Here is a 26548-nt window from a genome sequence, read left to right as displayed (position 1 = left end):
CCCGCGCCGCCCCGCCCGGCGGGCCGCCGGACGCGCGCCCGGCCGAGGTCAGGCGGTGGGGACGTTCGCCGCCAGCAGTGCGGTCAGGGCCGGCGCGGCCAGCGTGAGGGCGGCCGGGCCACCGGCGTCCACCGCCAACCCCCACCGCCCGTCCGGCCAGTCCGCGAACAGCTCGGCACAGGGGACGGCCACGAACGGCACCCCCGACCCGGCGAACGCGGTCAGCGCCTCCGGCGAGGTGAACACCGGAAGCAGCGGCGCCCCGTCGGCGTCGGTGACGACCGCCCAGGGAAAGCCCCGCTCCGGGGACGGCTCCGCCGTGAGCGGCACGCACACCACCGCCCCGGCGAGCACCGCCAGGAAACCGGCCAGGTCCCGGCGTCCGACGGCCGCCGCCAGGCGCTCCCGGACCGCCCCGTCCGCCGCCGGCCACCCGGGCCGCCCGCCACCTCCGCCGGCGGGCTTCCCGGCCACCGGCCCGGCGCCGGCGCTGCCGCCGTCCCGGCCCGCCGCGGGCGGCTCCCCGCCGCCCGCCGGCTCGCCGGGGACGTCGCGGCTCCCGTCGTCCCGGCCCGCAGCGGGCGACTCCCCGCCGCCCGCCGGTTCGGGACGCGCCCGGGAAGCGGCCGATGCTGCCACCCGGCAGGAGAGCGCGTCCGGGTCGTCGGTCAGCACCGCCGCCGCGGTCCGCAGCGCGAAGTCACTCCACCAGCGCACCGCGCGCGGGGTACGCGGCGTCTCGAACCACCAGCCGCCCCCCGCGCCGGGCGGCTGCCAGCCGAGGCCGGCCAGCCGTTGCGCGTCGTACCCCGGGCACACCCCGCGGACGGTGTCCCGCCGCACCATCAGGCGCAGCCGGCGGTCCCCGGCGGTGAGCTCCAGGTCGGTGTCCCGGTGGCACCGGACCAGCGTGTCGTGCAGCCGGGCGACCAGGTCGGGCCAGCCCGAGGTCATGCCGGCGGCCCCGGCAGCCGCCCGTCCAGGCGGCCGAGCCGCTCGATGGCCTCCTCCAGCCGGCGGCCCTGGGCGGAGAAGTCGCCGGGCTCGCCGAACAGGCCGCCCAGACCCGCGCCGAGCGTCGCCTCCAGCCCCTCGGTCCGGTCGGTGAGCTGCTCCGCCGCCGCCGAGCGGGCCTGCCGGTACGCGGCCAGCACCATCGCCGACAACTCCTCCGCGCCGGCGCGGAGCGCGGCGGGCGCGAAGGTCACGCCTTGCAGCTCGCCAGCGGCGTCCACTGTGGCCGTGACCAGGCCGGAGTCGTCCGTGGCGGTGCCACTGAGCTCGGCGAGGTCGTCCTGGAGCCCGGCGAACCGGCGTTGGATGTCGGCGATCCGTCCGGCGAGCGCGTCGAACGCGGACAGCGGGTCACTCATGCGAAACCTTCCCCCATTGCGGCACCGGCGGGGTGGCGCCCGACGGCCGCGTGATCGTATCTTCGGGACGCCGCGACGGGTGGGGGAGGACGATTTGGGGGACATCGACGTCGACGTGCAGGCGGTACGACGGTTGGCGGCGGCGGCGAAACAGGTGGCCGCGTCGCTCGGCGCGCTGGAAGGCCGGGTGGTGTCCGCGGGCGACCTGCCCGACGACGCGTTCGGCCACCTGCCCTTCGCCAGCGACATCCTCCGCGCCACGTACGCCGAGCAGGTCAGCGGCGGGACGGAGCTGTTCCGCTCCGGCCGCGACGCGTTCGACCGGGTCGGCGCCGCGCTGGGCTCGACGGCGGAGACGTACGAGCGCAACGAGCAGGACATCGACGCGGGCTTCCGCACGATCGGCGGCGGGATGGCCGGGTGAGCGGGCCCGCCGGCACCGCCGTCGAGCTGTGGAACGGCCTCGACAACGCCCTGTCCGGCGTGGACCGTGCCGTCGACGGTGTCTGCCGCACCCTGGCCTGGCCGCTGATCCAGCTCGTCGACCTCGTCGACGGCGAGCCGGCCGCGCTGCGCGCGAAGGCCACCGAGTGGGACGCGCTCGCCGTCGAGGTGCGCGAGCTGGCGATGGGCCACCGCGGTGTCCGCGAGGCCGAGCAGGCCGGCTGGCGCTCACCCGCCGGCGAGGCGTACGGCACGCGGCTGGCCGAGGTGGAGCAGCAGCTGCTGGACGTGGCCGAGCAGTTCGCCGCCACGGCCGAGTACCTGCGCGGCACCGCCGACGCCCTGCAGACCGTGCACGACGTGCTGGTCGACATCTGCGTCGAGTTCGTCAACTTCCTGCTGGTCACGCTGGTGACCGCGCTGCTGATGGCGCCGTTCACCGCCGGCGCGTCCTGGGCGGCGGGCCTGGCCCTCGGGGTCACCCGGGGCATGATCGCCCTCGCCCGGATGCTCAAGGTGATCCGGCCCCTCGCCGCCCACCTGCAGAAGGTCATCAAGCTGCTGCAACGGGTCCTGTACCACCTGCGCAAGCTGCGCAACCACCTGGACAAGCTGGTCGACAAGCAGAAGGCGCTGCGCACCGGCACGAAGTACGCCGACAAGCGGCGCGCCGCCGGCGAGGCCGACAAGTGGTTCCACAAGTTCCTCGACCCCACGAAGGGCACCTGGAAGCTCGGCAAGTCCGGGTCGCCGTTCGACATGAGCACCTTCGAGCGTCTCGGCGTGCTGCGGGCGCACGGCGTCGGCGACGGGGCGCGGATGATCGGCCGGGACTGGGCCACCAACCTGCCGTGGAACATCCCCAACTCGGTGGTGCACGGTGTCACCTGGGGCAGCGTCGCCGTGGTCAGCGGGCTCTCCGTGCCCGGCATGGACCAGGTCGGTGACCAGGTCGACCAGGCCGTGCGGGACGGCGCCGACTGGATCGACCAGAATGTCTTCGGGCAGCCGCCCGCGACGCAACCGGCCGGCCGGTGAGGGCCGATCGAGGAGGTACGGCGTGACCGGAGCACGAGGTCGACTCGGTCGGCTGACCGACGCGGTGCTCGGCGGCGCCCGGGCCGCCCGGGACAAGGCCCGCGAGCTGCGCGACGAGTTCCGCACCAGCGACGAACCGGAACGCGCCCTGGTCGCCCCGCTGGTACCCGACCAGGAGCTCCGCTACGTCGGCCTGGCGCCGGTCCGCACGCCGGAGACGCACCGGGCGGGCAGCCAGCTCGCCGACCGGGTCGGCACCGAGGTCGCCGAGGCCCTCGACCCGCGTGCCCTGTTCGGGCTGCTCAACATCGTCAACCCGGTGGCGTGGGTGGAGGCGGTGCTGGCGCCGGTCCGGATCGCCGCCGGCGTCCTGCTGCTGCCGGGCAGGGCCGCCGCGGTCGCCGCCGGCCTGCCCGAGTCGGCGGGCGACCAGCCGGGGCGTCCCGCCCCGTCGCAGCCCGCCGAGCCGCGTGAGCCACTGCCGCTGACCCCCGAGCAGGAGGCCTTCCGCACCCTGTTCCGGCTCAGCCGGTACCGCCCGCTGGCCGACCAGCTCGCCGAGATCGCCTACCGGCGGCGGTACGTCTTCAGCGGCGACCTCGCCACCCTCGCCGGCAGCCTGCTGCTGTTCCTGGAGCGCTACACCGGCACGCCACTCGCGGTGACCGACAGCCACCTGCTCCTGCTGCGGATGGGCCGCCGGCCCGACGAGGGGCGGCCGGACCGCCGCCGGCCGCAGGTGCTGTGGAGCGTGGAGCGGCGGCGGATCGCCCGGATCGACTCCGAGGGCGGTGCGCGGCTCATGCAGTTCCCGTCGACTGTCGTCTTCGACGACGGGTCGTGGATCCGCATCGTCAACCCGGCGACCCGGGACGACCAGTCGCGCTTCCTCGCCGCCGTCCGCGACACCCCCGGCGACCGTCCGACGCCCTGATCCCGGACCGGACGGCCACCGGCCCGGCCCCGCCCGACCGCGGCCCTCGGTTCGCGCCCTGCTCAGCCGTCGCGTTCCGGGTAGCCGACCTCGACCGCCGACACGTCGTCGAGCGCCGTCACGATCTCGTCCGGCAGGGTCATCCGCTCGACCTGGAGCGCGCCGAGCAGCTGGCCGACCGTGCGGGCGCCCAGGATCGGCGCGACCACGCCCGGCCGGTCGCGGACCCAGGCCAGCGCGACCTCCATCGGGGAGACCCCGAGGCCGCCCGCGGCGGTGGCGACCGCCTCCACGATGCTGGAGCACCGCGGCTCCAGGTAGGTGGCGACGAACCGTTCGAAGTGCGGCGACGCGGCCCGGGAGTCGGCGGGCCGGCCGTGCCGGTACTTGCCGGTGAGCACCCCCCGCCCGAGCGGCGACCAGGGCAGGACGCCCAGCCCGAGCGCCTCGCAGGCCGGCAGCACCTCCCGCTCGATGCCGCGTTCCAGCAACGAGTACTCCACCTGCGTGGCGACCACCGGGGCCCGGCCGGGCCAGGCGGTCTGCCACGCGGCGGCCCGGGCGGTCTGCCAGCCGGAGAAGTTCGACACGCCCACGTAGCGGACCCGCCCGCTGGCCACCGCGTGGTCCAGCGCGGCGAGGGTCTCCTCCAGCGGCGTGTCGGGGTCGTACCCGTGCACCTGGAACAGGTCGACGTGGTCGGTGCCGAGCCGGCGCAGCGAGGCGTCCAGCGTCCGCAGCAGGTGCCCGCGCGAGCCGTCGCGGCGCCGGCCGCTGCCCGGCCGCAGCCCCGCCTTGGTGGCGATCAGCAGTTCGTCGCGGGGGACCAGGGTGCCCAGGAGGGAGCCGATCACGGACTCGGCGTCGCCGTCGCCGTAGACGTCGGCGGTGTCGATCAGGTTGCCGCCCGCGTCGAGGTAGCTCTTCAGCTGGGCGGCCGCGTCGTCGGCGTCGGTGTCCCGGCCCCAGGTCATGGTGCCGAGCGCGAGCCGCGAAACCGCCAGCCCGCTTCGGCCGAGCGGTCGCTGTTGCATGCGTGAACCTTATTTCCAACGGGGGCCGCACCGATATCCTCGCTCCCGTCAAGTCTGCCGGCAGGTCCGTGGATCCGCTCGCCCGGGTCGCCGCGCGCCCTCCGTCGCCGCTCGCACCGGTTTTCCGTGAGCCGGTGATCGGGTGCGGCGGGGGCATTGCGTAACCTGATGCGACCTGTGGTGCGGATGGGGGAGGACTAGTGCGACTCGGGCTCAGCCTCGGATACCAGACGGCGTGGAGCACACCGGCCGACCACCTGGCCCTGGCCCAGGAGGCGGACCGGCTCGGCTACTCGGTGGTGTGGGCGGCGGAGGCCTACGGCTCCGACTCGCCGAGCATGCTCGCCTGGATGGCCGGCCAGACCCAGCGGATCGACGTGGGCAGCGCGGTGATGCAGATTCCCGCCCGGACGCCGGCGATGACCGCGATGACCGCGGCGACCATCGACGCGCTCTCCGGCGGCCGGTTCCGGCTGGGTCTGGGCGTGTCCGGGCCGCAGGTCTCCGAGGGCTGGCACGGCGTACGGTTCGGCAAGCCCCTGGCGCGGACCCGCGAGTTCGTCGACATCGTGAAGCTGGCGGTGGCCCGCAAGGAGGTCGCCTACGACGGCGAGTTCTACACCCTGCCGCTGCCCGACGGGCCGGGCAAGGCGCTGCGCCTGGGCTTCCACCCGCCCCGCGAGCACATCCCGATCTACCTGGCCGCCGTCGGTCCGAAGAACCTGGAGCTCGCCGGGGAGATCGCCGACGGCTGGCTTGCCGTCTTCTACGCGCCGGAGTTCGCCGAGGAGCAGCTCGCCAGCGTGCGGGCCGGCCGGGCGAAGGCCGGCAAGGAGCTGGCCGGGTTCGACGTGGTGCCGTCGGTGCCGGTGGTGGTCGGCGACGACATCGCGTCCTGCGCCGAGCTGGTCCGCTGGTACGCGGCCCTCTACGTGGGCGGCATGGGCAGCCGGCAGCAGAACTTCTACAACCAGCTCGCCACCCGGATGGGGTACGGCGACGCCGCCCGTGAGGTGCAGGACCTGTACCTGGCGAAGCGGCAGCGCGACGCCGCCGCGGCGGTGCCGATGGAGTTCATCGACCGCACCTCGCTGCTCGGCCCGAAGGAGCGCATCGCCGACCGGATGCGGGAGTACGCGGCAGCCGGTGTCACCACCCTGTCGGTGACGCTGTTCGCCGCCGACCGGGACAGCGGCGTGCAGACGCTGCGTACCGTCGCCGAGGCGCTGGACCTCTCGGGAGTCGGGGAGTGACCTGGGTCGAAGCCATCGTTCTGGGCATCGTCCAGGGGCTCACCGAGTTCCTGCCGGTCAGCTCCTCCGGGCACCTGCGGATCACGTCGGCGATCTTCTTCGAGCGGGACGCCGGCGCGTCGTTCACCGCGGTGACGCAGCTCGGCACCGAGGCGGCGGTGCTGATCTACTTCGCCAAGGACATCTGGCGGATCGCCCGGACGTGGGTGGTCGGCCTGTGGGACCGGTCGGTGCGTTCCAGCCTCGACTACCGGATGGCCTGGTACGTGATCGTCGGCTCGATCCCGATCGGCTTGTTCGGCTTCCTGTTCAAGGATCAGATCCGCACCGCCGGCCGGAACCTGTGGCTGGTCGCCACGACGCTGATCGTGTTCGCGTTCGTGCTGGCGTTCGCCGAGTACTGGGGCCGGCAGACCCGCACCCTGGAGAACTTCCGGATGAAGGACGGCATCGTGATGGGCTTCGCCCAGGCGATGGCGCTGATCCCGGGCGTCTCCCGCTCCGGTGGCACGCTCACCGCCGGCCTGCTGCTCAACCTGACCCGGGAGACGGCGGCCCGCTACTCGTTCCTGCTGGCCATCCCCGCCGTGGTCATGTCGGGCATCTTCAGCCTCGGGGACGTCTTCGAGCCCGCGGCGCCGGGCACCTCGGTGCCGAGCGGCGCGCAGATGGTGGTGGCGACGATCATCGCGTTCGCGGTGGGGTACGCGGCCATCGCCTGGCTGCTGCGCTACGTCGCGCACCACACCCTGTACGTCTTCGTGCTGTACCGGGTCGCCCTGGGCACGCTGGTGCTCGCCCTGCTGCTGACCGGCACGATCAGCGCCACCTGAGCCGCCCGCCCAGCGGGAGAGGTCTTGGCGGGTTTCGGCCCCGCGGAGGGCCGTTTCCTTCCCGAGATCTCCCGCCGGGCCGCGCCCCTCACCGGACGCGGCCACACCCCCGAGCCTGGCCGGCACGATCCCGCCCACCACACCGCCTAGGGTGGTCAGCGTGGCGACCCTTCTGCTTCTGCGACACGGCCGGACGACCGCGAACGCGGACGGCGGGCTGGCCGGCCGGCAGCCGGTCGAGCTGGACGAGACCGGCCGGGCGCAGGCCACAGCCGTCGGGGAGCGGCTCAGGCCGGTGCCGCTGGCGGCGGTGGTGACCAGCCCGCTGGTCCGCTGCCGGCAGACCCTCGAGCTGGCGCTGCCGGAGGCGACGCCGGTGGTGGAGGACGGGCTGATCGAGTGCGGGTACGGCAGCTGGGAGGGGCAGCCGCTGAAGAAGCTGGCGAAGGAGCCGCTGTGGCCCGTCGTCCAGCAGCATCCCAGCGCGGCGGTCTTCCCCGGGGGTGAGGCGATGGCCGCCATGGCGGCGCGGGCGGTCGCCTCGGTACGGGCCTGGGACGCCCGGGTGACCGCCGAGCACGGCGCCGAGGCGGTGTGGCTGGCCTGCACCCACGGCGATGTGATCAAGGCGATCGTGGCCGACGCGCTCGGCGTACACCTGGATCTCTTCCAGCGCATCGTCGCGGACCCGGCGTCGGTCACGGCGATCCGTTACACGCCGTTGCGGCCGTTCCTGGTCCGGCTCAACGACACCGGCGGCGACCTGGCGGCGCTGGTCCCGCCGCCGCGGAAGCGGCGCCGGCGGGCGCCGCGCGCAACCGACTCGGACGCGGCGGTCGGCGGGGGAGCGGGAACGACCGCGCGGTGACGGCCCGCCGGGGCGGCCGCGCACCGGGGACGCGCCCGAGCCCCTCGTGTGCTGCGCTGGGCGATTCGGGTCGGTGGGGTGCGCGCTGCGTGGGCGCGCCGGATAGGGTCGAGGCATGACCCACCAGGTGCACGCCTTCGAGCCGCCGGAGCGGTTCGTCGCCGGGACCGTCGGGCCGCCGGGGGATCGGACGTTCTTCCTCCAGGCGCGCGGCGGCGGCCGGCTGGTCAGCGTCGCGCTGGAGAAGGTCCAGGTCTCGCTGCTGGCCGAGAAGCTGGAGGAGCTGCTCTCCGAGGCGCAGCGCCGGTTCGGGGTGAAGGTTCCCGAGCCCAGCGCCACGCTCGGCGACAACGACCCGCTGGACACACCGGTCGACGAGGAGTTCCGGGTCGGCACGCTGGGGCTGGCCTTCGACGTCGACACCGAGACGGTGGTCATCGAGGCGATCGCCGTCGGCGAGACCGAGGCCGAGGTCGAGCTGGGCGAGCCGGACGACGAGGAGTCCGACGACGACGAGGAGCCGGACGACGACCTGGACCGGCTCCGGGTGCGGCTGACACCGGAGGCGACCCGGCAGTTCATCGAGCGCGCCCGGCGGGTGGTCAACGCCGGCCGTCCGCCCTGCCCGCTGTGCGGCCAGCCGCTCGACCCCGCGGGTCACCTCTGCCCGCGCCACAACGGTTACCACCGGTGACCTCGTCCGACCTGCAACCCCGCCAGGACGGCGACGCCGCGCTCCGGCTGCTCCGGGACGGCACGCTCGACCTGGAGGGCCGGCTGGTCGACGCGTCGAACACCACGCTGCGGGGCGTGCTGACCCTGGACGGGGTGACCGCCCGCTGTGTCTACAAACCGGTCCGGGGCGAGCGCCCGCTCTGGGACTTCCCCGACGGCACCCTCGCCGGCCGGGAGGTCGCCGCGTACCTGGTGTCCCGTGCCACCGGATGGGATCTGGTGCCGCCGACGGTGCTCCGGGACGGCCCGCTGGGCCCGGGTTCCTGCCAGCTCTGGATCGACGAGCCGGCCGAGGGTGAGCCGCTGGTCGGGTTCGTGCCGGTGGACGCGCTGCCGCCCCGCTGGTTCCCGATCGCGGCGGCCCGGGACGACGACGGCACCCCGTACGCCCTCGCGCACGCCGACGACCCGCGGCTGGCCCGCCTCGCCGTGCTCGACGCGGTGATCAACAACGGCGACCGGAAGGGCGGCCACGTGCTGCTCGACGCGGACGACCGGATCTACGGGGTGGACCACGGCGTGAGCTTCCACGTGGAGGAGAAGCTGCGGACGGTCCTGTGGGGCTGGGCGGGTCGCGAGCTGCCGCCGGACACGGTGGAGGTGCTCGACGCGCTCGCCGGCCGGGTCGCCGGTGACCTCGGCGAGGAGTTGGGCGAGCACCTCACCCTCGGCGAGGTCGCCGAACTGGCCGCCCGGATCGAGCGGCTGCGCGCCACCGGCCGGTTCCCGCAGCCGCCGCAGGACTGGCCGGCGGTGCCCTGGCCGCCCATGTGAGCGATGTCGCCTTGATCACCGGTGGCGCGGCCCGGGGCCGCCCGTCGGCTGGTTAGGCTGGCGGTCATGGAGTCTTGGGTGGGGCATGAGGTGCCACGGCTGCCCGGCAGGGGCGGCCCGCTGTCGTTGTTCGACTCGGCGCGGCAGGGCGCGGCGCCCAGCACCCCGACCGGCACGGGCACGATGTACGTCTGCGGCATCACCCCGTACGACGCCACCCACCTCGGCCACGCCGCCACCATGATCACTTTCGACCTGGTGCAGCGGCTGTGGCGGGACGCGGGGCTCGACGTCACGTATGTGCAGAACGTCACCGACATCGACGACCCGCTGCTGGAGCGCGCCGCCCGGGACGGCGAGGACTGGAAGGTCCTCGCGATGCGGGAGACCGCCCTGTTCCGGGAGGACATGGAGGCGCTGCGGATCATCCCGCCGGCGCACTACGTCGGGGCCGTGGAGTCGATCCCGGACATCGCCGAGAAGGTTCTCGTCCTGCTCAAGGAGGGTGCCGCGTACCGGCTGGACGACGGCACCGGCGACATCTACTTCGACATCTCCGCCGCGCCCCGCTTCGGGTACGAGTCCAACCTGACCCGGGAGCAGATGCTGGAGATCTTCCCCGAGCGCGGCGGCGACCCGGACCGGGCCGGCAAGCGCGACCCGCTCGACCCGCTGCTGTGGCGCGGCGCCCGGGAGGAGGAGCCGTCCTGGCCCGGCGGTGACCTGGGCCCGGGCCGTCCCGGCTGGCACATCGAGTGCGCGGTCATCGCGCTCAACCTGCTCGGCGACCGGATCGACGTGCAGGGCGGCGGCAACGACCTGATCTTCCCGCACCACGAGTGCTCCGCCGCGCACGCCGAGCGGCTGACCGGCGAGGCGCCGTTCGCCGGCCACTACGTGCACGCCGGCATGATCGGCCTGGACGGCGAGAAGATGTCGAAGTCCCGCGGCAACCTGGTCTTCGTGTCCCGGCTGCGGGCCGACAAGGTGGATCCGATGGCGGTCCGACTGGCCCTGATGAGCGGGCACTACCGCAGCGACCGGTCGTGGACCGACGACCTGCTCGCCGTCTCGCGGGAGCGGCTGGCCCGGTGGCGGCGGGCCGCCGCCGCGCCGTCCGGGCCGTCCGGCGCGGCCTTCCTGACCGGGGTACGCGAGCGCCTCGCCGACGATCTCGACACCTCCGGCGCGCTCGCTCTGGCCGACGGCTGGGCCGATCAGGCGCTCGCCGGCACCGGCGACGACCCGGCGGCCCCGGCCCTGTTCACGCAGACGGTGGACGCCCTCCTCGGCATCCGCCTGTAGCCGTCTGCGGGCCGGCCGCCCTCGCGCCGCCCGGGCCTCAGCCGAGGACCAGGCCGGGGTCCGGGTCCGGGTTCGGGGCGGGGACGCGGTACTCCTCGGTCAGCGTGGTGACCGGACCGGGCCAGGTCGCCTGGGCGACCTCGATCGGTCTGCGGCGCCCGTCGTAGGCGACGTGCAGCAGGTGCAGCACCGGTGTGTCGGGGCGGATCTGGAGGATCTCCGCCTCCTCCCGGCTGGGTTGGCGGGCGCTGATCGTGTCGGTGGCGGTGACGTACCGCCGGCCGGTCGCCTCCTCGGCCTCCTGGTAGAGCGGCCGGCCGAACGCCTCGGCCCGCTCCAGCGAGGTGCCGGCGGTGTCGGCGGGCAGGAACCAGGAGGCGCCGACCTCGACCGGGGAGTCCTCGGTGCGGACCAGGTGCCGGCGGCAGAGCAGGTCGGTGCCGTCGGCGACCCCGAACGCGTCGGCGACCTCGGGCGGGGCAGGGGCCCGGCCGACGGAGAGGAGCTGCTGCCGGTACCGGGCGGCCAGGTCGGTGTGGTAACCGCGGAAGCCGCCGTACCGGCCCCGGGAGAGGCGGTTGAGGCGGCGCCGGGTGCCGCGGACGTACGTACCCGAGCCGGGTTTGGTGATCAGGATGCCCTCGACGCGCAGCTGGTCGACGGCGCGCTGCACGGTCTGCTTCGCGACGCCGAACATCTCGGCGATGGCCGGGATGGACGGCAGCCGTTCGCCCGGCCCCCAGTCGCCGCGGCGCACCTGGGCCTTGAGCTGCGCGGCGATCTGCCGGTGCGGGAACTCGGCCGCGCCGGGATTGATCTGCATACCCGCCTCCTCGATCACAGCTAGGTTCCTAGGATGCCCTACGCGGTGTGAGCCGCGCCACCCGCTGTGCGGCCCGCCCGCCCCGACCAGGGGGAGCAGCGCGCAGACGAACCGGTGGCAGGCAACGAAACGGGCCCCGGAACGGATCCGGGGCCCGGTCAGCGGACGAGCGTCACCAGGAGCCGGCGGTGGGGCCGGCGGAACCGCCACGGCGGCGCAGGTACTTCTCGAACTCCTGGGCGATCTCGTCCCCGGTCAGCGGGGTGATGCCGGCGTCGCCGACCCGTTCCTCCAGCTCGCGGACGTACTCGCCGAGCTCGGCGTCCTGCTCGGCCGCGCTGCGCACCCGCTGCTCCCACTCGGCGGCCTCCTCCGCGAGGTCGGCCATCGGGACCGGCAGGTCGAGTACCTCCTCGACGCGGTGCAGCAGGGCGAGGGTGGCCTTCGGGCAGGGCGGGTTGTTGGCGTAGTGCGGCACGTGCACCCAGAACGACACCGCGTCCACCTCGGCGCGGGTGCACGCGTCGTGCAGCACCCCGACGATGCCGGTCGGGCCGTCGTAACGGGTGGGCGTGAGCTGGTAGCGCTGGGCGGCGTCCTTGTCGGAGGCGCTCCCGCTGATCGGCAACGGCCGGGTGTACGGCACGTCGGCCAGCAGCGCGCCGAGCAGGACCACCCGCTCGACCTCCAGGCTGTGGCAGATCTCCAGCACCTGCTCGCAGAAGGTGCGCCAGCGCATGCTGGGCTCGATGCCCCGGATCAGCACCACGTCCCGTTCGGTGCCGGCGGGGCTGGCGACCATGAAGCGGGTGGTCGGCCACTCCACCCGGCGGGTCTCCCCGTCCGACATGGTGATGGTGGGACGGCTGACCTGGAAGTCGTAGAAGTCCTCCGGGTCCAGCTCGGTGACCGGCCGGGCCTGCCACACCTGCTCCAGGTGCTCCACGGCCGCGGTCGACGCGTCGGCGGCGTCGTTCCAGCCCTCGAAGGCGGCGATGGCCACGGGGGACCGCAGCACCGGCAGTCCGTCGAACTCGGTCATGCCGTCACCTCGCCCTGCTCGTCGGGGACGGCGCCGGAGTGGTTTCCGGCCGGCCGCCCGCCGTGCACGGTGGTGTCGCTGTAGTCCCTCACGTCCGTCAGCCTACGTGTCGGGACCGGACCCGGCCCGTCGGCCGCGCCGGTCGTGCCCGCCGCCGGCCGGCCATACCGTAACGAACCGGTCCGGAGTGATCCCGGTGACAGAATGTGGGACCGGCGAGCCGGGTTCGACCACGCCGCGACCGGTCGCACTAACCTGAACCTGTGCGGATCTCTTTCCTCGACGCCCTGGCGGACCGGATCCTGATCGCCGACGGGGCGATGGGGACGATGCTGCACGCGGCGGACCTGACCCTCGACGACTTCGACGGCCTTGAGGGCTGCAACGAGATCCTCAACGTGACCAGGCCGGACGTCGTCCGCGGGGTGCACGAGGCGTACCTGGCCGCGGGCGCGGACTGCGTGGAGACCAACACCTTCGGCGCGAACCTGCCGAACCTCGCCGAGTACGGCATCGAGGGGCGCATCCGCGAGCTGTCCGAGGCGGGCGCCCGGCTGGCCCGCGAGGCCGCCGACGGGTACGCCACGCCGGAGCAGCCCCGTTTCGTCCTCGGCTCGATCGGCCCCGGCACGAAGCTGCCCACCCTCGGGCACGCCGCGTACGCGTCGCTGCGGGACGCGTACCAGGAGAACGCCGCCGGTCTGATCGCCGGGGGCTCGGACGCGCTGATCGTCGAGACCTGCCAGGACCTGCTCCAGGTCAAGGCGGCGGTGGTGGGCTCGAAGCGGGCGATGGTCGAGTTGGGCCGGCAGGTGCCGATCATCTGCCACGTCGCCGTGGAGACGACCGGCACGATGCTGCTGGGCAGCGAGATCGGCGCGGCGCTGACCGCGATCGAGCCGCTCGGTGTGGACCTGATCGGCCTGAACTGCTCGACCGGCCCGGCGGAGATGGGCGAGCACCTGCGCTACCTGTCGCAGCACGCGCGGGTCCCGCTGTCGGTGATGCCGAACGCCGGCCTGCCGGTGCTGACCTCCGAGGGCGCGTACTTCCCGCTGACCCCGGTCGAGATGGCCGACGCCCTGGAGCGTTTCGTCGCCGACTACGGCGTCTCGCTGGTCGGCGGCTGCTGCGGCAGCACCCCGGAGCACATCCGGGTCCTCGTGGAGCGGCTGCGTGGCCGTCCGCCGGTGGCCCGGGAGTCGCGGCCGGAGCCGGGCGTCTCGTCGATCTACCACCACGTGCCGTTCGCGCAGGACGCCAGCGTGCTGATGGTGGGGGAGCGGACCAACGCCAACGGCTCCAAGGCGTTCCGGGAAGCGATGATCGCCGGTGACTGGCAGGCGTGCGTGGAGATCGCCCGCGGCCAGGCCCGGGACGGCTCCCACCTGCTGGACCTCTGCGTCGACTACGTGGGTCGCGACGGCACGCGGGACATGCGGGAGCTGGCCGGCCGGTTCGCGACCGCCTCCACCCTGCCGATCATGCTCGACTCCACCGAGCCGGGGGTGGTCGAGGCCGGGTTGGAGATGCTCGGCGGCCGGTGCGTGGTCAACTCGGTGAACTTCGAGGACGGCGACGGCCCCGACTCCCGCTACGCGCGGGTGATGCCGGTCGTCAAGGAGCACGGGGCAGCCGTGGTCGCGCTGCTCATCGACGAGGAGGGCCAGGCCCGCACCCGGGAGTGGAAGGTCCGGGTCGCCTCGCGGCTGATCGAAGACCTGACCGGCCGCTGGGGGATGTCGCGGTCGGACATCCTCATCGACGCGCTGACCTTCCCGATCGCCACCGGTCAGGAGGAGACCCGCCGCGACGGCATCGAGACGATCGAGGCCATCCGGGAGATCGCCGCCCGGTACCCGGGGGTGAACTTCACGCTGGGCATCTCCAACGTCTCGTTCGGTCTCAACCCGGCGGCGCGGCAGGTGCTCAACTCGGTGTTCCTGCACGAGTGCGTGCAGGCCGGGCTCACCTCGGCGATCGTGCACGCCAGCAAGATCCTGCCGATGTCGAAGATCCCCGAGCAGCAGCGGGAGGTCGCGCTCGACCTGGTCTACGACCGGCGCCGCGAGGGGTACGACCCGGTGCAGCGCTTCATCGAGCTGTTCGAGGGTGTCGACGCCGCGTCGGCGCGCGCCAGTCGGGCGGAGGAGCTCGCGGCCCTGCCGCTGGACGAGCGGCTCAAGCGGCGGATCATCGACGGGGAGCGCAACGGCCTGGAGGCCGACCTGGACACGGCCATGGCCGAGGGCCGGTCGCCGCTGTCCATCATCAACGACATCCTGCTGGACGGGATGAAGGTCGTCGGTGAGCTGTTCGGCTCCGGCCAGATGCAGTTGCCGTTCGTGCTCCAGTCCGCCGAGGTGATGAAGACCGCGGTGGCCTACCTGGAACCGCACATGGAGAAGGCCGACGACGGCGGCAAGGGCCGCATCGTGCTCGCCACGGTGAAGGGCGACGTGCACGACATCGGCAAGAACCTGGTGGACATCATCCTGTCCAACAACGGCTACGAGGTGGTGAACATCGGCATCAAGCAGCCGATCAACGCCATCCTCGACGCCGCCGAGCAGCACCGCGCCGACGCGATCGGCATGTCCGGGCTGCTGGTCAAGAGCACGGTCATCATGAAGGAGAACCTGGTCGAGATGGCTTCGCGCGGGGTCGCGGAGCGGTGGCCGGTCCTGCTCGGCGGGGCGGCGCTGACCCGGGCGTACGTGGAGGACGACCTGCGGTCGATGTTCCCCGGGCAGGTGCACTACGCGCGGGACGCGTTCGAGGGGCTGTCCCTGATGGACCGGGTGATGGCGGCGAAGCGTGGTGGCGCGCCCGTGGTCGACGCGGAGCGGGAGGCCGCCCTCGCCGCCCGCCGGGCCCGCCGGGAGCGGCAGCGGGCCGTCGTCACCGAGTCGCTGCCCGAGCTGCACGACTCGTCGGTCCGATCCGACGTGGCGGTCGACGTGGAGGTGCCCAGCCCGCCGTTCCTCGGTACGCGGGTGGTCAAGGGCGTTCCGCTGGCCGACTACGCGGCGCTGCTCGACGAGCGGGCCACGTTCCTCGGTCAGTGGGGGCTGCGCGGCGCGCGGGGCGGGCAGGGGCCGTCCTACGAGGAGCTGGTGGAGACCGAGGGCCGGCCGCGGCTGCGCTACTGGCTGGACCGGCTGATCGCCGACCAGGTCCTCGAAGCGGCCGTCGTGTACGGCTACTTCCCGGCGTACTCCGAGGGCAACGACCTGGTGGTGCTGGACGAGAACGGCCACTCCGAGCGGGCCCGCTTCTCGTTCCCCCGGCAGCGGCAGGAGCGGCGGCTCTGCCTCGCGGACTTCTTCCGCCCGCGGGGCGACGAGTTGGACGTGGTGGCGTTGCAGCTGGTCACCGTCGGCCAGCCGATCAGCGAATACACGGCGAAGCTGTTCGCCCGCAACGAGTACCGCGACTACCTGGAGGTGCACGGCCTGTCCGTGCAGCTCACCGAGGCCCTCGCCGAGTACTGGCACCGGCGGGTCCGCGCCGAGCTGACCCTGCCCGGCGGGCGTACGGTGGCCGACGACGACCCGGCGGACCTGGCCGGGTTGCTGCGTACCGACTACCGCGGCTGCCGGTACGCGTTCGGCTACCCGGCCTGCCCCGACCTGGAGGACCGCGCCAAGATCGTGGACCTGCTGGGGGCGGAGCGGATCGGCGTGCAGCTGTCCGAGGAGTTCCAGCTCGTCCCGGAGCAGGCCACCGACGCGATCGTGGTCCACCACCCGGAGGCGAGCTACTTCAACGCCAAGTGACACCGCCACCCTCCCTGAACTGCGTCAACTCCTCCGGCTAGCTGCGCACGACCGGCAGTTGCGCCCAAGGCCTCTGCCTCGGTCACGTCGCTCCGCCAGGCTTGCGCCGGGCGGGGCTGATCGACGGACCGGCAGCCGTCAGTCGCACTGAGGGGCGTGCGGAGGCCGCTAGGCGACGGTTGGGCGATCTGGATGTCCGGTGCGTGGACGCGGGAGCGCACCGAAGGCGGTGTCACGACGTGGCGGGCGCCCGGCCGCACGATGCGGGTCTCGCCCGGAGCTCCGTGGCGGTGCGCCGACGGTGCCGACATCATCGCTTCGCTCGATGCCGAACTGCCGCCGAACCCTCGATAACTCGATCCAGCGCTGGTTGCGACCGTACGATGCGTCGGTGACCCAGCAGACGAAGCGTCACCGCCGCGCCCGGTGTTGGCGGCGCTGACGGTCCTGGTCGCGGGCTACCCCACGGCCGTAGCTTGTGGACGGTGGACCGACGCCGCTGGCGTCACCGCCGGCCTGATCGCCGCAGCCATTGCCGCCGGGTTGACATGAATAGGACCGTCGGGGATATTCCTAGCGGCATGCCGGCGTACGGGGCGGAGAAGGCGAAGCCTTGGAAATCCACCCGGACACCGGCCTCCGCGTCGTAGGTACGGACGAGGTTTGGACACATGATCAGTCGCACCGTCGATTTCGCCAAACACCACACTCCCAATTCCATGCGTATCGTGGCGCGACGGGCGCAGCTCGAAGCACGCAACGCCAAAGTGCGGCTCACCGTCCCAGTGGACACCCGATGCGAGTATGACAACGTTTATCACTGCACGGTGCGCAAGACGGGCAGCCAGTGGATAAAGGCCCTCTTCAGCGATCCCACGGTGTATCGCTACTCCGGTTTGTTGCCCTACGATCCGCGCTTCTACAAGCGCCGATCCCTGCCTGTCGTCCCGCCCGGGCGCGCGGCCCTGGCCCTCTTCCACTCCTACCCACGCTTCCAGGACATTGCGAAGCCCGGTACCTACCGCGCGTTCTTCGTGATCCGGGACCCGCGCGACATCGTCGTTTCCAGCTACTTCTCCCTTCGGAACTCCCACGCGCCGATGGGCGACATACCGCAGGCGCGGAAGATTCTGCAGGAGAAGCCGATGAAGGAAGGGCTGCTGTTCGTCATCAGTCGCCTCTCCGAGAGATACCTCTTCAAGCAGCTCCGGTCGTGGGCGGTTGCTCCGAGTTCCGAGACCTTCCGCCTGTTCCGGTATGAAGACCTGACCGGCGAGCGTCAGCTCGACGAGGTGGATCAGCTGATGCGGCACTGCGGGATCGCCCTGCCACCATCCGAACTGGAGGCCCTCGTCTCCCGCTACAGCTTCTCGAAGATGCGGAAGGACCGGCAGAGTCCGGGGCGGATCTCCCACTACCGGAAGGGTAAGGCCGGCGATTGGCGAAATCACTTCGATGACGAGATCCATGAGGCCTTCACCGCGGCGACGGGCGATCTCGTGGAGGTTCTTGGCTACCCTGCGCGTGACCGCTCTTCGTGAGCCGGCGCCGATGTGCGCGAGACGCCCTACAAGCGAGGGTCGCTACCAGCGGTCGCCCTTCTTCGGCCAGGTGGCCAACGCCGCCAGGACGGCACATGGAAACAGGCAGCCCAGCAGACAGCACAGCGGCATGGCGACCATCCAGAACAAGCCCTCCACGAGCTGGATGCTAGCGCTCGCTCAATGAGCTGCGGCGCCTACCCGCATGGGTGGTATCGCCGGTGCGGGCGGCGGAACCGTGACGCCCCGGCGCGGATCGTGCGCTTCGCACGCCGGCGTCGGGGCTCGTACGGCTGCGCTACACCGGGCGTCAATCGGACGTGACGTCGACGTGCTTGACGTCCGCCATGTAGCGCGCGGCGGCCGCGGCGGCCTGGTCCGGCGTGCTGCCCGCTTCGCGGGCGTGCATGTACGCGGCGTACCAGTCCCACCAGTCGTGCGGCGGCGCGGCCACCTCGAACGAGCCGTGACGATCGGCTGCCTCGTGCAGCAGCGTCGCGAGCGAGTCGATGTCCATGGTCAACCGTCCTGTTCCCGACCCGGTGGCCGGGTCGTGATCTCCTGTAGCAGCCAGCGTCGGGCGGGGGGCGTACTTCGCTCGGGTGGAGGATGGACGGTTCGTGGAGCTCAGCTCCCACCCTGACCTGGCAGCCATCCTGGCGCAGCTCGGCCTGATGCCCTGACGCCGGTACGGAGGCGGCGCCGCGGGCGCTGACGCCGGCCTCATCCGACGAGGACGAGCGCGTCGCCCTTCCGGCCCTCGACGCCCTCCGCCGTCCGCCTCGGCGCCCGGTTGGCGAAGTGGTCCGTCAGGGCCGAGCGGACCTGCGAGAGCACCGGGAGGTACGGCTCGTGGTCCGGGTCGGCCCGGTCGACGTCGACCGGGTCGAAGCCGGCCCAGCTGACGAAGGCGGTGAAGCTGACGTCGGGCACGGGAATCCGGGCCGGATGGGCCGCCAGCGGGTTGCCCTCCCCGTCGCAGAGCACCAGCTCGGTGCCGAAGCCCGCGCTCCACTCGACAATCTCGAGCGTCGGGTCTCCGGCGGGGTGCGGGCGGTCCAGTGAGATCTCGCGGGTATGCCTGTCCGCCTCGAAGGTCATGGAACGCCTGCCTCGGTTGCTGTCTGGTTTGTCCGGTTTATCAAGCCTCCGTCATCACCCGGTCCAACTCGCCGAGAAGTCCCCGCGTCACTCGTTCGAGGGACACCCCGGGACGCTGTGCGGCGGCCGGATGGTGGCCGGCAGGACCTCGGCGACGGGGGGTCAGCTCCCAGCGTCGGCCGGGAATTGTGGTCGCGGTGCTGCTGGCCGGCGCGGTGCTCGCGGCCGTCCACCACGCCGAGGTGGTCGCCCACAAAGGTGGGGGAGCCGTACGGGTCGCTGGTCCTCGCGGTGGCGGTGACCGTGATCGAGGTCGCCCTGATCGTCACGCGGGAACCTCGGCCTGTCACTGCTGCTCGGCGCGCTGCACCGCGATTTCCTCGCCGGCCGCGAGCCCGACCTCGCGCGGACACGGGCACACCAGGCCGTCAGGGGCGTCGACGAGGCCTGCGCCGAAGGGCTGGACTTCGCCGGCGAAGCCCTCGCCTCCCGCCTTCGCCTCGCTATCAGTGACCTGCTCCAAGCCGCCGGGACCCCGAAGGCGGAGGCGAACATCGAGGCGGGGTTGACCGCCGAGGCCAGCTGATGTGCGGACGCGGCGCTGCCGGCGTCTCGCGCGGTCGCCGGCCATCCGGGCGCGGCGCTGTCAGGGCGTGCGGCGGTCGGCGCGGGCGTGCAGGTAGCGCTGCTGCGCCAGGTTCGTCGACCGTTCCGCCGCCGACAGGTACGCCGCCCGCGCGGCGTCGCGGTCGCCGAGCATCTCCAGCAGGTGTGCGCGGACGGCCGGCAGCCTCGGGTCGTCGCCCAGCCGTCCCTGCGCGGCCAGCGCCTCCACCCGCGACAGCCCCTCCCGAGGGCCGCGGCTCATCGCCACCGCCACCGCGTGGTTCAGCGCCACCACCGGGCTGTCCGACATCCCCGTCAGCACCTCGTACAGGGCCGTGATCTGCGCCCAGTCGGTGTCGGCCGCGCTCGGCGCCTCGTCGTGCAGGGCGGCGATCGCGGCCTGCACCTGGTACGGCCCGACCGGCCCGCGGGGAAGCGCGGCACTGACCAGGGCGACACCCTCGGCGATCTGGTCGGCCCTCCACCGGCTACGGTCCTGCTCCGCCATCGGCACCAGCTCGCCGGCCGGGCCGACCCGCGCGGGCGCCCGCGCGTCGGTCAGCAGCATCAGCGCCAGCAACCCCGCCGCCTCCGGGTCGTCGGGCAGCAGCCGGTGCAGCAGGCGGGCCAGGCGGATCGCCTCGGCGCAGAGGTCGGTGCGCAGCAGAGCCGGCCCGGTCGTGGCCGCGTACCCCTCGTTGAAGATCAGGTAGAGCACGTGGCGGACGGCCGCGAGCAGGGCGTCCCGCTCGGGCCCGGCGGGCATCCGGAACGGCACACCGCTGTCGCGGATGCTCTGCTTCCCACGGCTGATCCGCCGGGTCATCGTGGCCTCCGGCACCAGGAACGCGCGGGCCACCTCGGCGGTGGTCAACCCACCCACCGCGCGCAGCGTCAGCGCGATCTGCGACGCCGGCGACAGCGCGGGATGGCAGCAGAGCAGGAGCAACACCAGCGTGTCGTCGCCGCCGGCGGCATCCGTGTCCGCGGCCGGTGCCAGCCGGTCGGCGGGCAGCACCCACCGCGCCACCGCGTCCTCGCGGCGCCGGCGCGCCTGCTCGCGGCGGAGCAGGTCGGTCAGCCGCCGCGCGGCCACCGTGACCAGCCAGGCCTTCGGATCATCGGGTACGCCGTCGTGCGGCCACCGCTCCGCGGCCGCGATCAGCGCCTCCTGGGTGGCGTCCTCGGCGGTGTCGAAATGACCGAACCGGCGGACCAGCGCGCCGAGGACCTGCGGCGCCAGGCTGCGCAGCAGGCCCTCGACGGGCTCGCCGGTCACCGCGCCCACCTCAACCGTCGAGATCCTCGATGCCCTCGGCGACCGGGCGGACGTCCACGTACTCGCCGGGGGCGTCCGGGTCCACGAACTGGGCGGCGATCTCGATCGCCCGGTCGAGGCTCGCGCAGTCGACCACGGTGAAACCGGCAAGCACCTCCTGCGTCTCCGGGTACGGACCGTCGGTCACCACCGGCACACCGCCGTCGAGCTGGACGCGGCGGGCGTGCGCGGGCGCGACCAGGCCCTGCGCGTCGACCAGCTCACCGGAGGCGACCAGCTTCTCGTGGACCGCCCCCATGTGGGCGTGCATCGCGGCGACCTGCTCGGCCGACATCGGCGGCCTGCCACCCGGCCGGCCGGCCATCGCGTCGTAGTCCTGCTGCGAGCCGTACAGCAGAATCATGTACTTCATGGTGTCTCTCCTCGCCCGACGCCGGTCGGCGCCGCTCACCAGAGACGTCGAAGCCGCCGCCGCCGACCGGACATCGGAGACGGTGGTCGCCGAGGGTACGGCACCACGGCCGCGACCGGTGCCGTCCGGCGCGGGTCGCTGAACCGTCCGGGCGCCCCCGGCGTAGATACCTGCGATCGGCATGACGCGCGTACCGCCGGGGTACAGCACGCCGCATCGCCGACGCCGGGGAGGGCGCAGTGACGACGCGGACGGGACGACGGCGCGGACCCTCGCTGGTGGGCCTGGCGGTGGCCCTGGTGGCCTCGGCCGGCTGCGTGGTGGGCGGAGCGTCCGAACCCGGGGGAGCGCCGCCGCCGGAACGGCCCGCATCGGGTACGCCCGGCGCGCAGTCCACCCGCGCCGACGGTACGACCAGCGTCGAGGAGTTCCAGCAGGACGTCGCCGACGCACGGAGCATCGCCGAACGGTACTGGTCGGCGCAGTTCCGCGCCTCGGGGCAGGCATTCCAACCGATCCGCCGCGTCCTCCCGTACCGCCGCAGCGGCGAAGTGAGCTGCGGTGGGCAGGAGATCCCCCGCAACAACGCGGTCTACTGCTCGGCCAGCGACTACATCGCGTACGACGTCAACTGGTCCTTCGGCGCGTTCCGCCAGATCGGCGACGCGTTCGTGTTCTACCTGCTCGGCCACGAGTACGCCCACGGCATCCAGACCCGCCTCGGCATCCGCTACAACTTCACCATCCAGCAGGAACTGCAGGCCGACTGCATGGCCGGCGCGTTCCTCGGCGACTCCGTACGGTCGGGGACGCTGCGCCTCGACGACGGTGACCTGGAGGAGTTCCGGGAAGGGCTGCTCGCCGTCGGCGACGACCCGAACCAGCCCTGGTTCGCCGAGGATTCCCACGGCACCGCCGAGCAGCGCACCGACGCGTTCTTCCGCGGCTACGAGAAGTCCCTGGACGCCTGCGACCTGACGTAGCGGCGGCACGGTGGGTGACGCCGCGGTGCCGGCCAGCGGCGTAGGTCACTGCAGCCGTGGACCGTCGGCGCCGGCCGGGCGAGGGCTGCAAGGATCAGCGGGTACGCCGACCTGTGAGGAGCCCCCACTGAGCAGCCACCACCCCGCCGCCGTGCTCTTCGACATGGACGGGACGCTGGTCGACAGCGAGAAGCTGTGGGACGTCGCGCTGCGGGAGCTGGCGGCCGAGTACGGCGGGGTCCTGTCCGCGCCGGCCCGCCTGGCGATGGTCGGCACCAGCATGGCCGCGTCGATGAGGATCCTCCACGACGACCTGGGCCAGCCGGAGCGCGACCCGGAGGCGAGCGCCGCGTGGATCAACGCCCGGATCCTGGAGTTGTTCCGCACCGGGCTGCGCTGGCGGCCGGGCGCGCTGGCCCTGCTGGGCGCCGTCCGTACGGCGGGCATCCCCACCGCCCTGGTCACCTCGAGCGGCCGGGCGCTCGTCGAGGTCGCGCTCGACACCCTCGGGCGGGACAGCTTCGACGCCGTGGTGTGCGGTGACGAGGTGGACGCCGCGAAGCCGCACCCGGAGCCCTACCTGACGGCGGCCCGGCTGCTGGACGTGCCGATCGAACGATGTGTGGCGATCGAGGACTCCCCGACCGGCGTCGCCAGTGCCCTCGCCGCCGGCGCGGCGGTGCTCGCGGTGCCGGCGGAGGCGCCGCTGGAGCCGCGCGACGGCGTACACCACCTGGAGAGCCTGACGGCCGCGGACCTGGAACTGCTCGCGGCGCTGCTCGGCGAACCGCCGGCCTGACGCGGCGGCCCGCGCCCGTCCACCGGACCGGACAGCAGGAAGGGCCCCCGCTCCATCGAACAGGCGGAGCAGGGGCCCTTCCTCGGTGTCTCAGTCGTGGGCGATGGCGCCCAGGACGTCGATGCGGGCGGCGCGGATGGCCGGCAGGACGGCGGCGACCACCCCGACGACGGCACCGAGGCCGAGCATCACGCCCATGTCGCCCCACGGCAGCACGAGGTCGGTGATGCCCTCGTCCCGCAGCGCCTCCACCACGGCGGCGCCCAGGCCGGTGCCGACGGCGATGCCGAGCAACGCCCCGAACACCGAGATCACCACCGCCTCCACGGTGATCATCCGCATGGTCTGGGCCCGGCGCAGGCCGATCGCCCGCAGCAGGCCCAGCTCGCGGGTGCGCTCCAGCACCGACAGCGCAAGCGTGTTGACGATGCCCAGCACCGCGATCACGATGGCCAGCGCCAGCAGGATCTGGATCATCCTGAGCAGCCCGTCGAGCTGACCGGTCTGCTGCTCGATGAACGCGTCCCGGTCGGCCACCGACACCTCCGGGCTGTCCGCCAGCAGCATCTCCACCTGCGGGAGCACATCGGCGCTCGCGGTGCCGGGGGAGAGCTGGATGAAGCCCATGATCGGCTGCGGGACGGTGAAGTCCCGCGTCGCCTCGACCGGCAGCGTCACCGGGTCGAGGAACTCGGCGCTCTGGTAGATGCCGCTGACCGTGTACGTCCGCGGTTCGCCCCGGGCCAGTTGGACCGGCACGGTGGACCCGACCGTGAGGTTGCGGGACTTCGCGACGTCCGAGCTGACCAGCATCTGGTCCGGCCCGAGCCGGCTGATGTCGCCGGCGGTGGCCTTGGCCTCGAAGATCGGGCCCAGCGCCGCCACGTCGCTGTTCGCGCCCACCCAGGTGCGCTCGTCGCCGACCTGGGCCATGTCGCCGTACGTGCCGTCGACGAGCGTCACCCCGGGGATCGCCTTGATCTTCTCCAGGACGGTGGGGTCGAAGCTCGGCGGCCGGGGGCCGCTCTGCGCTCCGGCGATCACCAACTCGGCGTTGATCGTGTCCTGGGCCAGCTTGCCGATGCTGCCCTTCGCCGAGTCGAGGATCACCGTGACCCCGGTGACCAGGGCGATGCCGACCATCAGCGCGGCGGCCGTGATCGCGGTGCGGCGCGGGTTGCGTCCGGAGTTCAGCCGGCCCAGCTTGCCCGGCACCGACCAGGAGAACAGCGCGCCGAGCAGGCTCACCACCGGCCGGCTGATCAGCGGCGTCAGCAGCGCCACCCCGATGAAGGCGAACAGCACACCGCCGAGGATGGTGGCGAGGGTGTTGTCGCCGGCGTGCCCACCCAGACCGACGAACAGCAGGGTGGCACCGATCGCGGTGACGGCCGAGCCGGCCACGGTGACCTTGGTGAGCGGCCGGTCCGGTGTCGCCACGTCCTGCATCGCGGCGATCGGCGGGATCCGCGACGCCCGCAGGGCCGGCAGCAGCGCCGCCACCACGGTGATGACCAGACCGACCCCGAACGCGCCGATCACGGCGGCGGCCGGTACGCCGATCCCGGCGAGGGTGAGCCCACCGGCGAGGTTGCCGAACAGGTACGCCAGCAGCGCGCCGATGCCGATGCCGGCGCCCAGGCCGAGCACCGAGGCGATCAGGCCGACCGCCACCGCCTCCAGGACCACCGAACCGATGATCTGCCGGCGACCGGCGCCGATGGCCCGCATCAACGCCAGCTCGCGGGTGCGCTGCGCCACGATGATCGAGAAAGTGTTGAGGATCAGGAACGTGCCGACCAGCAGCGCCACCGCGGCGAAGCCGAGCAGGATCCGGTTGAAGAAGGACAGGCCCTCCTTCAGCCCCGCGGACGCGTCGGCGGACAGCTGCTCACCGGTCTTCACCTCGTAGCCGGCGCCGAGAGCGGTCGCGACGTCGTCGCGCAGCTTCTCGGCCGACACGCCGTCGGCGGCGGTGACCGTGATGTTGGTGAACACGTCCGGCGCGCCGAGCATCAGCCGCTGCGACACCGGCGTCGTGAACATGACCTCGTTGACGCCGCCGATGGAGTCGCGGCCCCCGCTGTAGCCGAAGACGCCGACCAGGGTGAACTCCTGCTTCGGCTGAAGGGTCAGCACGCCGACCCGGTCGCCGACGGACACCCGGGCCGCCTTGGCCAGGGCGGCGTTGACGACGATCTCGTTGTCCGCGCGCGGCTCCCGGCCTTCGCGAAGCTGCACCAGGTCGCTCTCGCCGACCCAGTTCTCACCGAGCTGAGGCGGCCCGAACGAGGCGACGACCTTGCCGTTGCTGCCGATCAGCCGCGCGCCGTCGGCGGCCACGATCCCGGTGGCCTCGTCCACGCCGGGCACCGCCCGGACCCGCTCCACCGCCGAGGCCGGCACCGGCGCCGCCACCTGCTCGCCCTCGAACTCGCTCAGCTCCACCTTCGGCTTCGCGGCGACGTTGACGTCCACCCCCTCGTACGCGTCGGCGAAGACCGCGTCGAAGGACCGGCCGAGGGTGTCGGTGAGCACGAACGCGCCCGAGACGAACATGACGCCGAGCACCACCGCCAACCCGGACAGGATCAGCCGGAGCTTGCGCGCCAGCAGGCTCTTGAGGGTTGCCCGGAACATCAGTTGCCCACCTCGGCCGGGGTGTCCAGCTTCTTCATCGTGTCCAGCACCGTCTCCGCGGTGGGCTCGACCAGCTCGGACACGATCTGCCCGTCGGCGAGGAAGACCACCCGGTCGGCGTACGCGGCGGCCGTCGGGTCGTGGGTGACCATGACGATGGTCTGCCCGTACTCGCGCACCGAGCGGCGCAGGAAGCCCAGCACCTCCGCGCCGGCCCGGGAGTCGAGGTTGCCGGTCGGCTCGTCGGCGAAGATCACGTCGGGCCGGGCGACCAGCGCCCGCGCACACGCCACCCGCTGCTGCTGGCCGCCGGACAGCTGCGCCGGCCGGTGCCCCAGCCGGTCCCGCAGGCCCACCGTGTCGATCACGGTGTCGTACCAGGCCGGGTCCGGCTTGCGGCCGGCGATCGACAGCGGCAGCAGGATGTTCTCCTTGGCGGTCAGCGTCGGCAGCAGGTTGAACTGCTGGAAGATGAACCCGACCTTGTCGCGGCGCAGCTTGGTCAGCCCCGCGTCGCCGAGCCCGGTGACCGTGGTGTCGCCGATCGACACCGTGCCCCGGGTCACCGAGTCCAGCCCCGCCAGGCAGTGCATCAGCGTCGACTTGCCGGAGCCGGACGGGCCCATGATCGCGGTGAACCGGCCCCGCTCGAACTCGCAGCTGACCCCGCGCAGCGCGATCACCTGCGCCTCGCCGCTGCCGTACACCTTCCACACGTCGCTCGCGCGGGCCGCGGCCTGCGCCTGACGGCCTACCGTCGCGGTCACGTCATCTTCCTCTCGTCGTCCGAAACGCACCGCCCCCGCTGGTCCGGCGCGTAACCAATCTTCGGCGCTCTACGCCGCGGGTCCGTCCGACTCCGGGTGGAGCCGTGGCGGATTTCGGGCTGCGGGTGCCCCCGACCGCCACTCAGGGTTGCCCCTGATCCGGTGACCGGTCGAGCCGATTTCCC

The 26548-nt window shown here is 73.0% G+C and carries 25 protein-coding genes and 1 pseudogene; 14 read left to right on the top strand and 12 right to left on the bottom strand.

Annotation, left to right across the window (positions count from 1 at the left end; translation table 11 throughout):
• Positions 1-48: 48 nt before the first annotated feature.
• A complete protein-coding gene (locus AB0873_RS09350) occupies positions 49-954 on the bottom strand; it encodes an SseB family protein (protein ID WP_366599137.1) in 906 nt (301 codons plus the stop codon).
• Positions 951-1373: a YbaB/EbfC family nucleoid-associated protein gene (locus tag AB0873_RS09345; protein ID WP_366599136.1), complete on the bottom strand. Its 423-nt coding sequence runs from the start codon at positions 1371-1373 to the stop codon at positions 951-953. Before AB0873_RS09345 ends, AB0873_RS09350 begins: the two co-directional genes overlap by 4 nt.
• Before the next feature lie 94 nt (positions 1374-1467).
• Between AB0873_RS09345 and AB0873_RS09340 the strand changes: the two genes are divergently transcribed.
• The 3 genes from AB0873_RS09340 to AB0873_RS09330 are packed head-to-tail and all read left to right on the top strand — an operon-like array spanning position 1468 to position 3789.
• Positions 1468-1797 carry a hypothetical protein gene (locus AB0873_RS09340; RefSeq protein ID WP_366599135.1) on the top strand — a complete coding sequence of 110 codons (330 nt, stop codon included), beginning with the start codon at positions 1468-1470 and terminating at the stop codon, positions 1795-1797.
• Entirely contained in the window at positions 1794-2855 is a 1062-nt protein-coding gene (locus AB0873_RS09335; RefSeq protein ID WP_366599134.1) for a hypothetical protein, read from the top strand. The genes AB0873_RS09340 and AB0873_RS09335 overlap by 4 nt, the downstream gene beginning before the upstream one ends.
• Before the next feature lie 22 nt (positions 2856-2877).
• Positions 2878-3789 (top strand): hypothetical protein, encoded by a 912-nt coding sequence (locus AB0873_RS09330; RefSeq protein ID WP_366599133.1) that lies wholly within the window; start codon positions 2878-2880, stop codon positions 3787-3789.
• 62 nt (positions 3790-3851) lie between these two features.
• Here the strand turns inward: AB0873_RS09330 and AB0873_RS09325 are convergent, their stop codons facing one another.
• Positions 3852-4823, bottom strand: a complete 972-nt coding sequence (locus tag AB0873_RS09325) for an aldo/keto reductase (protein ID WP_366599132.1) — start codon at positions 4821-4823, stop codon at positions 3852-3854.
• A 200-nt stretch (positions 4824-5023) separates the two neighbouring features.
• Between AB0873_RS09325 and AB0873_RS09320 the strand changes: the two genes are divergently transcribed.
• The 6 genes from AB0873_RS09320 (at position 5024) to mshC (ending at position 10591) form a co-directional block, all read left to right on the top strand.
• Positions 5024-6076, top strand: coding sequence for an LLM class F420-dependent oxidoreductase (locus AB0873_RS09320; protein ID WP_366599131.1), 1053 nt, complete (start codon positions 5024-5026; stop codon positions 6074-6076).
• Positions 6073-6909: an undecaprenyl-diphosphate phosphatase gene (locus AB0873_RS09315; protein ID WP_155332305.1), complete on the top strand. Its 837-nt coding sequence runs from the start codon at positions 6073-6075 to the stop codon at positions 6907-6909. Before AB0873_RS09320 ends, AB0873_RS09315 begins: the two co-directional genes overlap by 4 nt.
• A 151-nt stretch (positions 6910-7060) precedes the next feature.
• Positions 7061-7777 carry an MSMEG_4193 family putative phosphomutase gene (locus AB0873_RS09310; protein WP_366599130.1) on the top strand — a complete coding sequence of 239 codons (717 nt, stop codon included), beginning with the start codon at positions 7061-7063 and terminating at the stop codon, positions 7775-7777.
• Between the two features lie 115 nt (positions 7778-7892).
• On the top strand, positions 7893-8471 hold the full coding sequence (locus AB0873_RS09305; protein WP_155332303.1) for a DUF3090 domain-containing protein: 579 nt from the start codon (positions 7893-7895) through the stop codon (positions 8469-8471).
• A complete protein-coding gene (locus AB0873_RS09300; protein WP_366599129.1) occupies positions 8468-9286 on the top strand; it encodes an SCO1664 family protein in 819 nt (272 codons plus the stop codon). Before AB0873_RS09305 ends, AB0873_RS09300 begins: the two co-directional genes overlap by 4 nt.
• A gap of 66 nt (positions 9287-9352) precedes the next feature.
• Complete coding sequence (mshC, locus tag AB0873_RS09295; RefSeq protein WP_366599128.1) at positions 9353-10591, top strand: cysteine--1-D-myo-inosityl 2-amino-2-deoxy-alpha-D-glucopyranoside ligase; 1239 nt, start codon at positions 9353-9355, stop codon at positions 10589-10591.
• A 37-nt stretch (positions 10592-10628) separates the two neighbouring features.
• On the opposite strand, the gene AB0873_RS09290 is transcribed toward mshC, so the two are convergent.
• Positions 10629-11414, bottom strand: a complete 786-nt coding sequence (locus AB0873_RS09290) for a GntR family transcriptional regulator (RefSeq protein ID WP_366599127.1) — start codon at positions 11412-11414, stop codon at positions 10629-10631.
• A 172-nt stretch (positions 11415-11586) separates the two neighbouring features.
• A complete protein-coding gene (locus AB0873_RS09285; protein WP_155332299.1) occupies positions 11587-12456 on the bottom strand; it encodes a PAC2 family protein in 870 nt (289 codons plus the stop codon).
• A 263-nt stretch (positions 12457-12719) separates the two neighbouring features.
• Between AB0873_RS09285 and metH the strand changes: the two genes are divergently transcribed.
• Positions 12720-16235 (top strand): methionine synthase, encoded by a 3516-nt coding sequence (gene metH / locus AB0873_RS09280; protein ID WP_366599126.1) that lies wholly within the window; start codon positions 12720-12722, stop codon positions 16233-16235.
• 671 nt (positions 16236-16906) lie between these two features.
• Complete coding sequence (locus tag AB0873_RS09275; RefSeq protein WP_155332297.1) at positions 16907-17776, top strand: sulfotransferase domain-containing protein; 870 nt, start codon at positions 16907-16909, stop codon at positions 17774-17776.
• Between the two features lie 310 nt (positions 17777-18086).
• Here AB0873_RS09275 and AB0873_RS09270 read toward each other — a convergent pair whose 3' ends face one another.
• Both AB0873_RS09270 and AB0873_RS09265 read right to left on the bottom strand, forming a co-directional pair.
• Positions 18087-18293, bottom strand: coding sequence for a bleomycin resistance protein (locus tag AB0873_RS09270; RefSeq protein ID WP_366599125.1), 207 nt, complete (start codon positions 18291-18293; stop codon positions 18087-18089).
• 206 nt (positions 18294-18499) lie between these two features.
• The gene (locus AB0873_RS09265; RefSeq protein ID WP_366599124.1) at positions 18500-18877 is read right to left on the bottom strand and encodes a hypothetical protein; all 378 of its coding nucleotides are present in this window, start codon (positions 18875-18877) and stop codon (positions 18500-18502) included.
• A 188-nt stretch (positions 18878-19065) separates the two neighbouring features.
• On the opposite strand from AB0873_RS09265, the pseudogene AB0873_RS09260 reads away from it, so the two are divergent.
• Positions 19066-19250: pseudogene (locus tag AB0873_RS09260) on the top strand (ionic transporter y4hA); the annotation flags it as partial.
• On the opposite strand, the gene AB0873_RS09255 reads toward AB0873_RS09260, so the two are convergent.
• The 3 genes from AB0873_RS09255 to AB0873_RS09245 form a co-directional block, all read right to left on the bottom strand.
• Positions 19224-19400, bottom strand: a complete 177-nt coding sequence (locus tag AB0873_RS09255; RefSeq protein WP_366599318.1) for a hypothetical protein — start codon at positions 19398-19400, stop codon at positions 19224-19226. The pseudogene AB0873_RS09260 and the gene AB0873_RS09255 overlap by 27 nt on opposite strands.
• A 123-nt stretch (positions 19401-19523) precedes the next feature.
• Positions 19524-20762 carry a sigma-70 family RNA polymerase sigma factor gene (locus AB0873_RS09250; protein WP_366599123.1) on the bottom strand — a complete coding sequence of 413 codons (1239 nt, stop codon included), beginning with the start codon at positions 20760-20762 and terminating at the stop codon, positions 19524-19526.
• 10 nt (positions 20763-20772) lie between these two features.
• Positions 20773-21174, bottom strand: coding sequence for a YciI family protein (locus AB0873_RS09245; RefSeq protein WP_366599122.1), 402 nt, complete (start codon positions 21172-21174; stop codon positions 20773-20775).
• A gap of 239 nt (positions 21175-21413) precedes the next feature.
• Here AB0873_RS09245 and AB0873_RS09240 point away from each other — a divergent pair, with 239 nt between their 5' ends.
• Together AB0873_RS09240 and AB0873_RS09235 are read left to right on the top strand one after the other, a co-directional pair.
• Positions 21414-22157, top strand: coding sequence for a neutral zinc metallopeptidase (locus AB0873_RS09240; protein WP_366599121.1), 744 nt, complete (start codon positions 21414-21416; stop codon positions 22155-22157).
• A 151-nt stretch (positions 22158-22308) separates the two neighbouring features.
• Positions 22309-22956 (top strand): HAD family phosphatase, encoded by a 648-nt coding sequence (locus AB0873_RS09235; protein WP_366599120.1) that lies wholly within the window; start codon positions 22309-22311, stop codon positions 22954-22956.
• Between the two features lie 90 nt (positions 22957-23046).
• Here the strand turns inward: AB0873_RS09235 and AB0873_RS09230 are convergent, their stop codons facing one another.
• On the bottom strand, positions 23047-25596 hold the full coding sequence (locus AB0873_RS09230; protein ID WP_366599119.1) for an FtsX-like permease family protein: 2550 nt from the start codon (positions 25594-25596) through the stop codon (positions 23047-23049).
• Positions 25596-26363, bottom strand: a complete 768-nt coding sequence (locus AB0873_RS09225) for an ABC transporter ATP-binding protein (protein ID WP_155332288.1) — start codon at positions 26361-26363, stop codon at positions 25596-25598. The genes AB0873_RS09230 and AB0873_RS09225 overlap by 1 nt, the downstream gene beginning before the upstream one ends.
• Between the last annotated feature and the right edge of the window lie 185 nt (positions 26364-26548).

This window comes from Micromonospora sp. NPDC047707 (assembly GCF_040704235.1).
Taxonomy (GTDB): Bacteria; Actinomycetota; Actinomycetes; order Mycobacteriales; family Micromonosporaceae; genus Micromonospora.
Note: the sequence above shows the minus strand (reverse complement) of the source record. Positions and strands in the feature narration are given on the sequence as shown.

Excerpts from the sequence above, each read along its gene's own strand:
- AB0873_RS09345 (WP_366599136.1), bottom strand. The coding sequence starts at position 1,373 with ATGAGTGACCCGCTGTCCGCGTTCGACGCGCTCGCCGGACGGATCGCC.
- AB0873_RS09290 (WP_366599127.1), bottom strand. The coding sequence starts at position 11,414 with ATGCAGATCAATCCCGGCGCGGCCGAGTTCCCGCACCGGCAGATCGCC.
- AB0873_RS09285 (WP_155332299.1), bottom strand. The coding sequence starts at position 12,456 with ATGACCGAGTTCGACGGACTGCCGGTGCTGCGGTCCCCCGTGGCCATC.
- AB0873_RS09275 (WP_155332297.1), top strand. The coding sequence starts at position 16,907 with ATGATCAGTCGCACCGTCGATTTCGCCAAACACCACACTCCCAATTCC.
- AB0873_RS09305 (WP_155332303.1), top strand. The coding sequence starts at position 7,893 with ATGACCCACCAGGTGCACGCCTTCGAGCCGCCGGAGCGGTTCGTCGCC.
- AB0873_RS09270 (WP_366599125.1), bottom strand. The coding sequence starts at position 18,293 with ATGGACATCGACTCGCTCGCGACGCTGCTGCACGAGGCAGCCGATCGT.
- AB0873_RS09265 (WP_366599124.1), bottom strand. The coding sequence starts at position 18,877 with ATGACCTTCGAGGCGGACAGGCATACCCGCGAGATCTCACTGGACCGC.
- AB0873_RS09350 (WP_366599137.1), bottom strand. The coding sequence starts at position 954 with ATGACCTCGGGCTGGCCCGACCTGGTCGCCCGGCTGCACGACACGCTG.
- AB0873_RS09230 (WP_366599119.1), bottom strand. The coding sequence starts at position 25,596 with ATGTTCCGGGCAACCCTCAAGAGCCTGCTGGCGCGCAAGCTCCGGCTG.
- AB0873_RS09245 (WP_366599122.1), bottom strand. The coding sequence starts at position 21,174 with ATGAAGTACATGATTCTGCTGTACGGCTCGCAGCAGGACTACGACGCG.
- AB0873_RS09325 (WP_366599132.1), bottom strand. The coding sequence starts at position 4,823 with ATGCAACAGCGACCGCTCGGCCGAAGCGGGCTGGCGGTTTCGCGGCTC.
- mshC (WP_366599128.1), top strand. The coding sequence starts at position 9,353 with ATGGAGTCTTGGGTGGGGCATGAGGTGCCACGGCTGCCCGGCAGGGGC.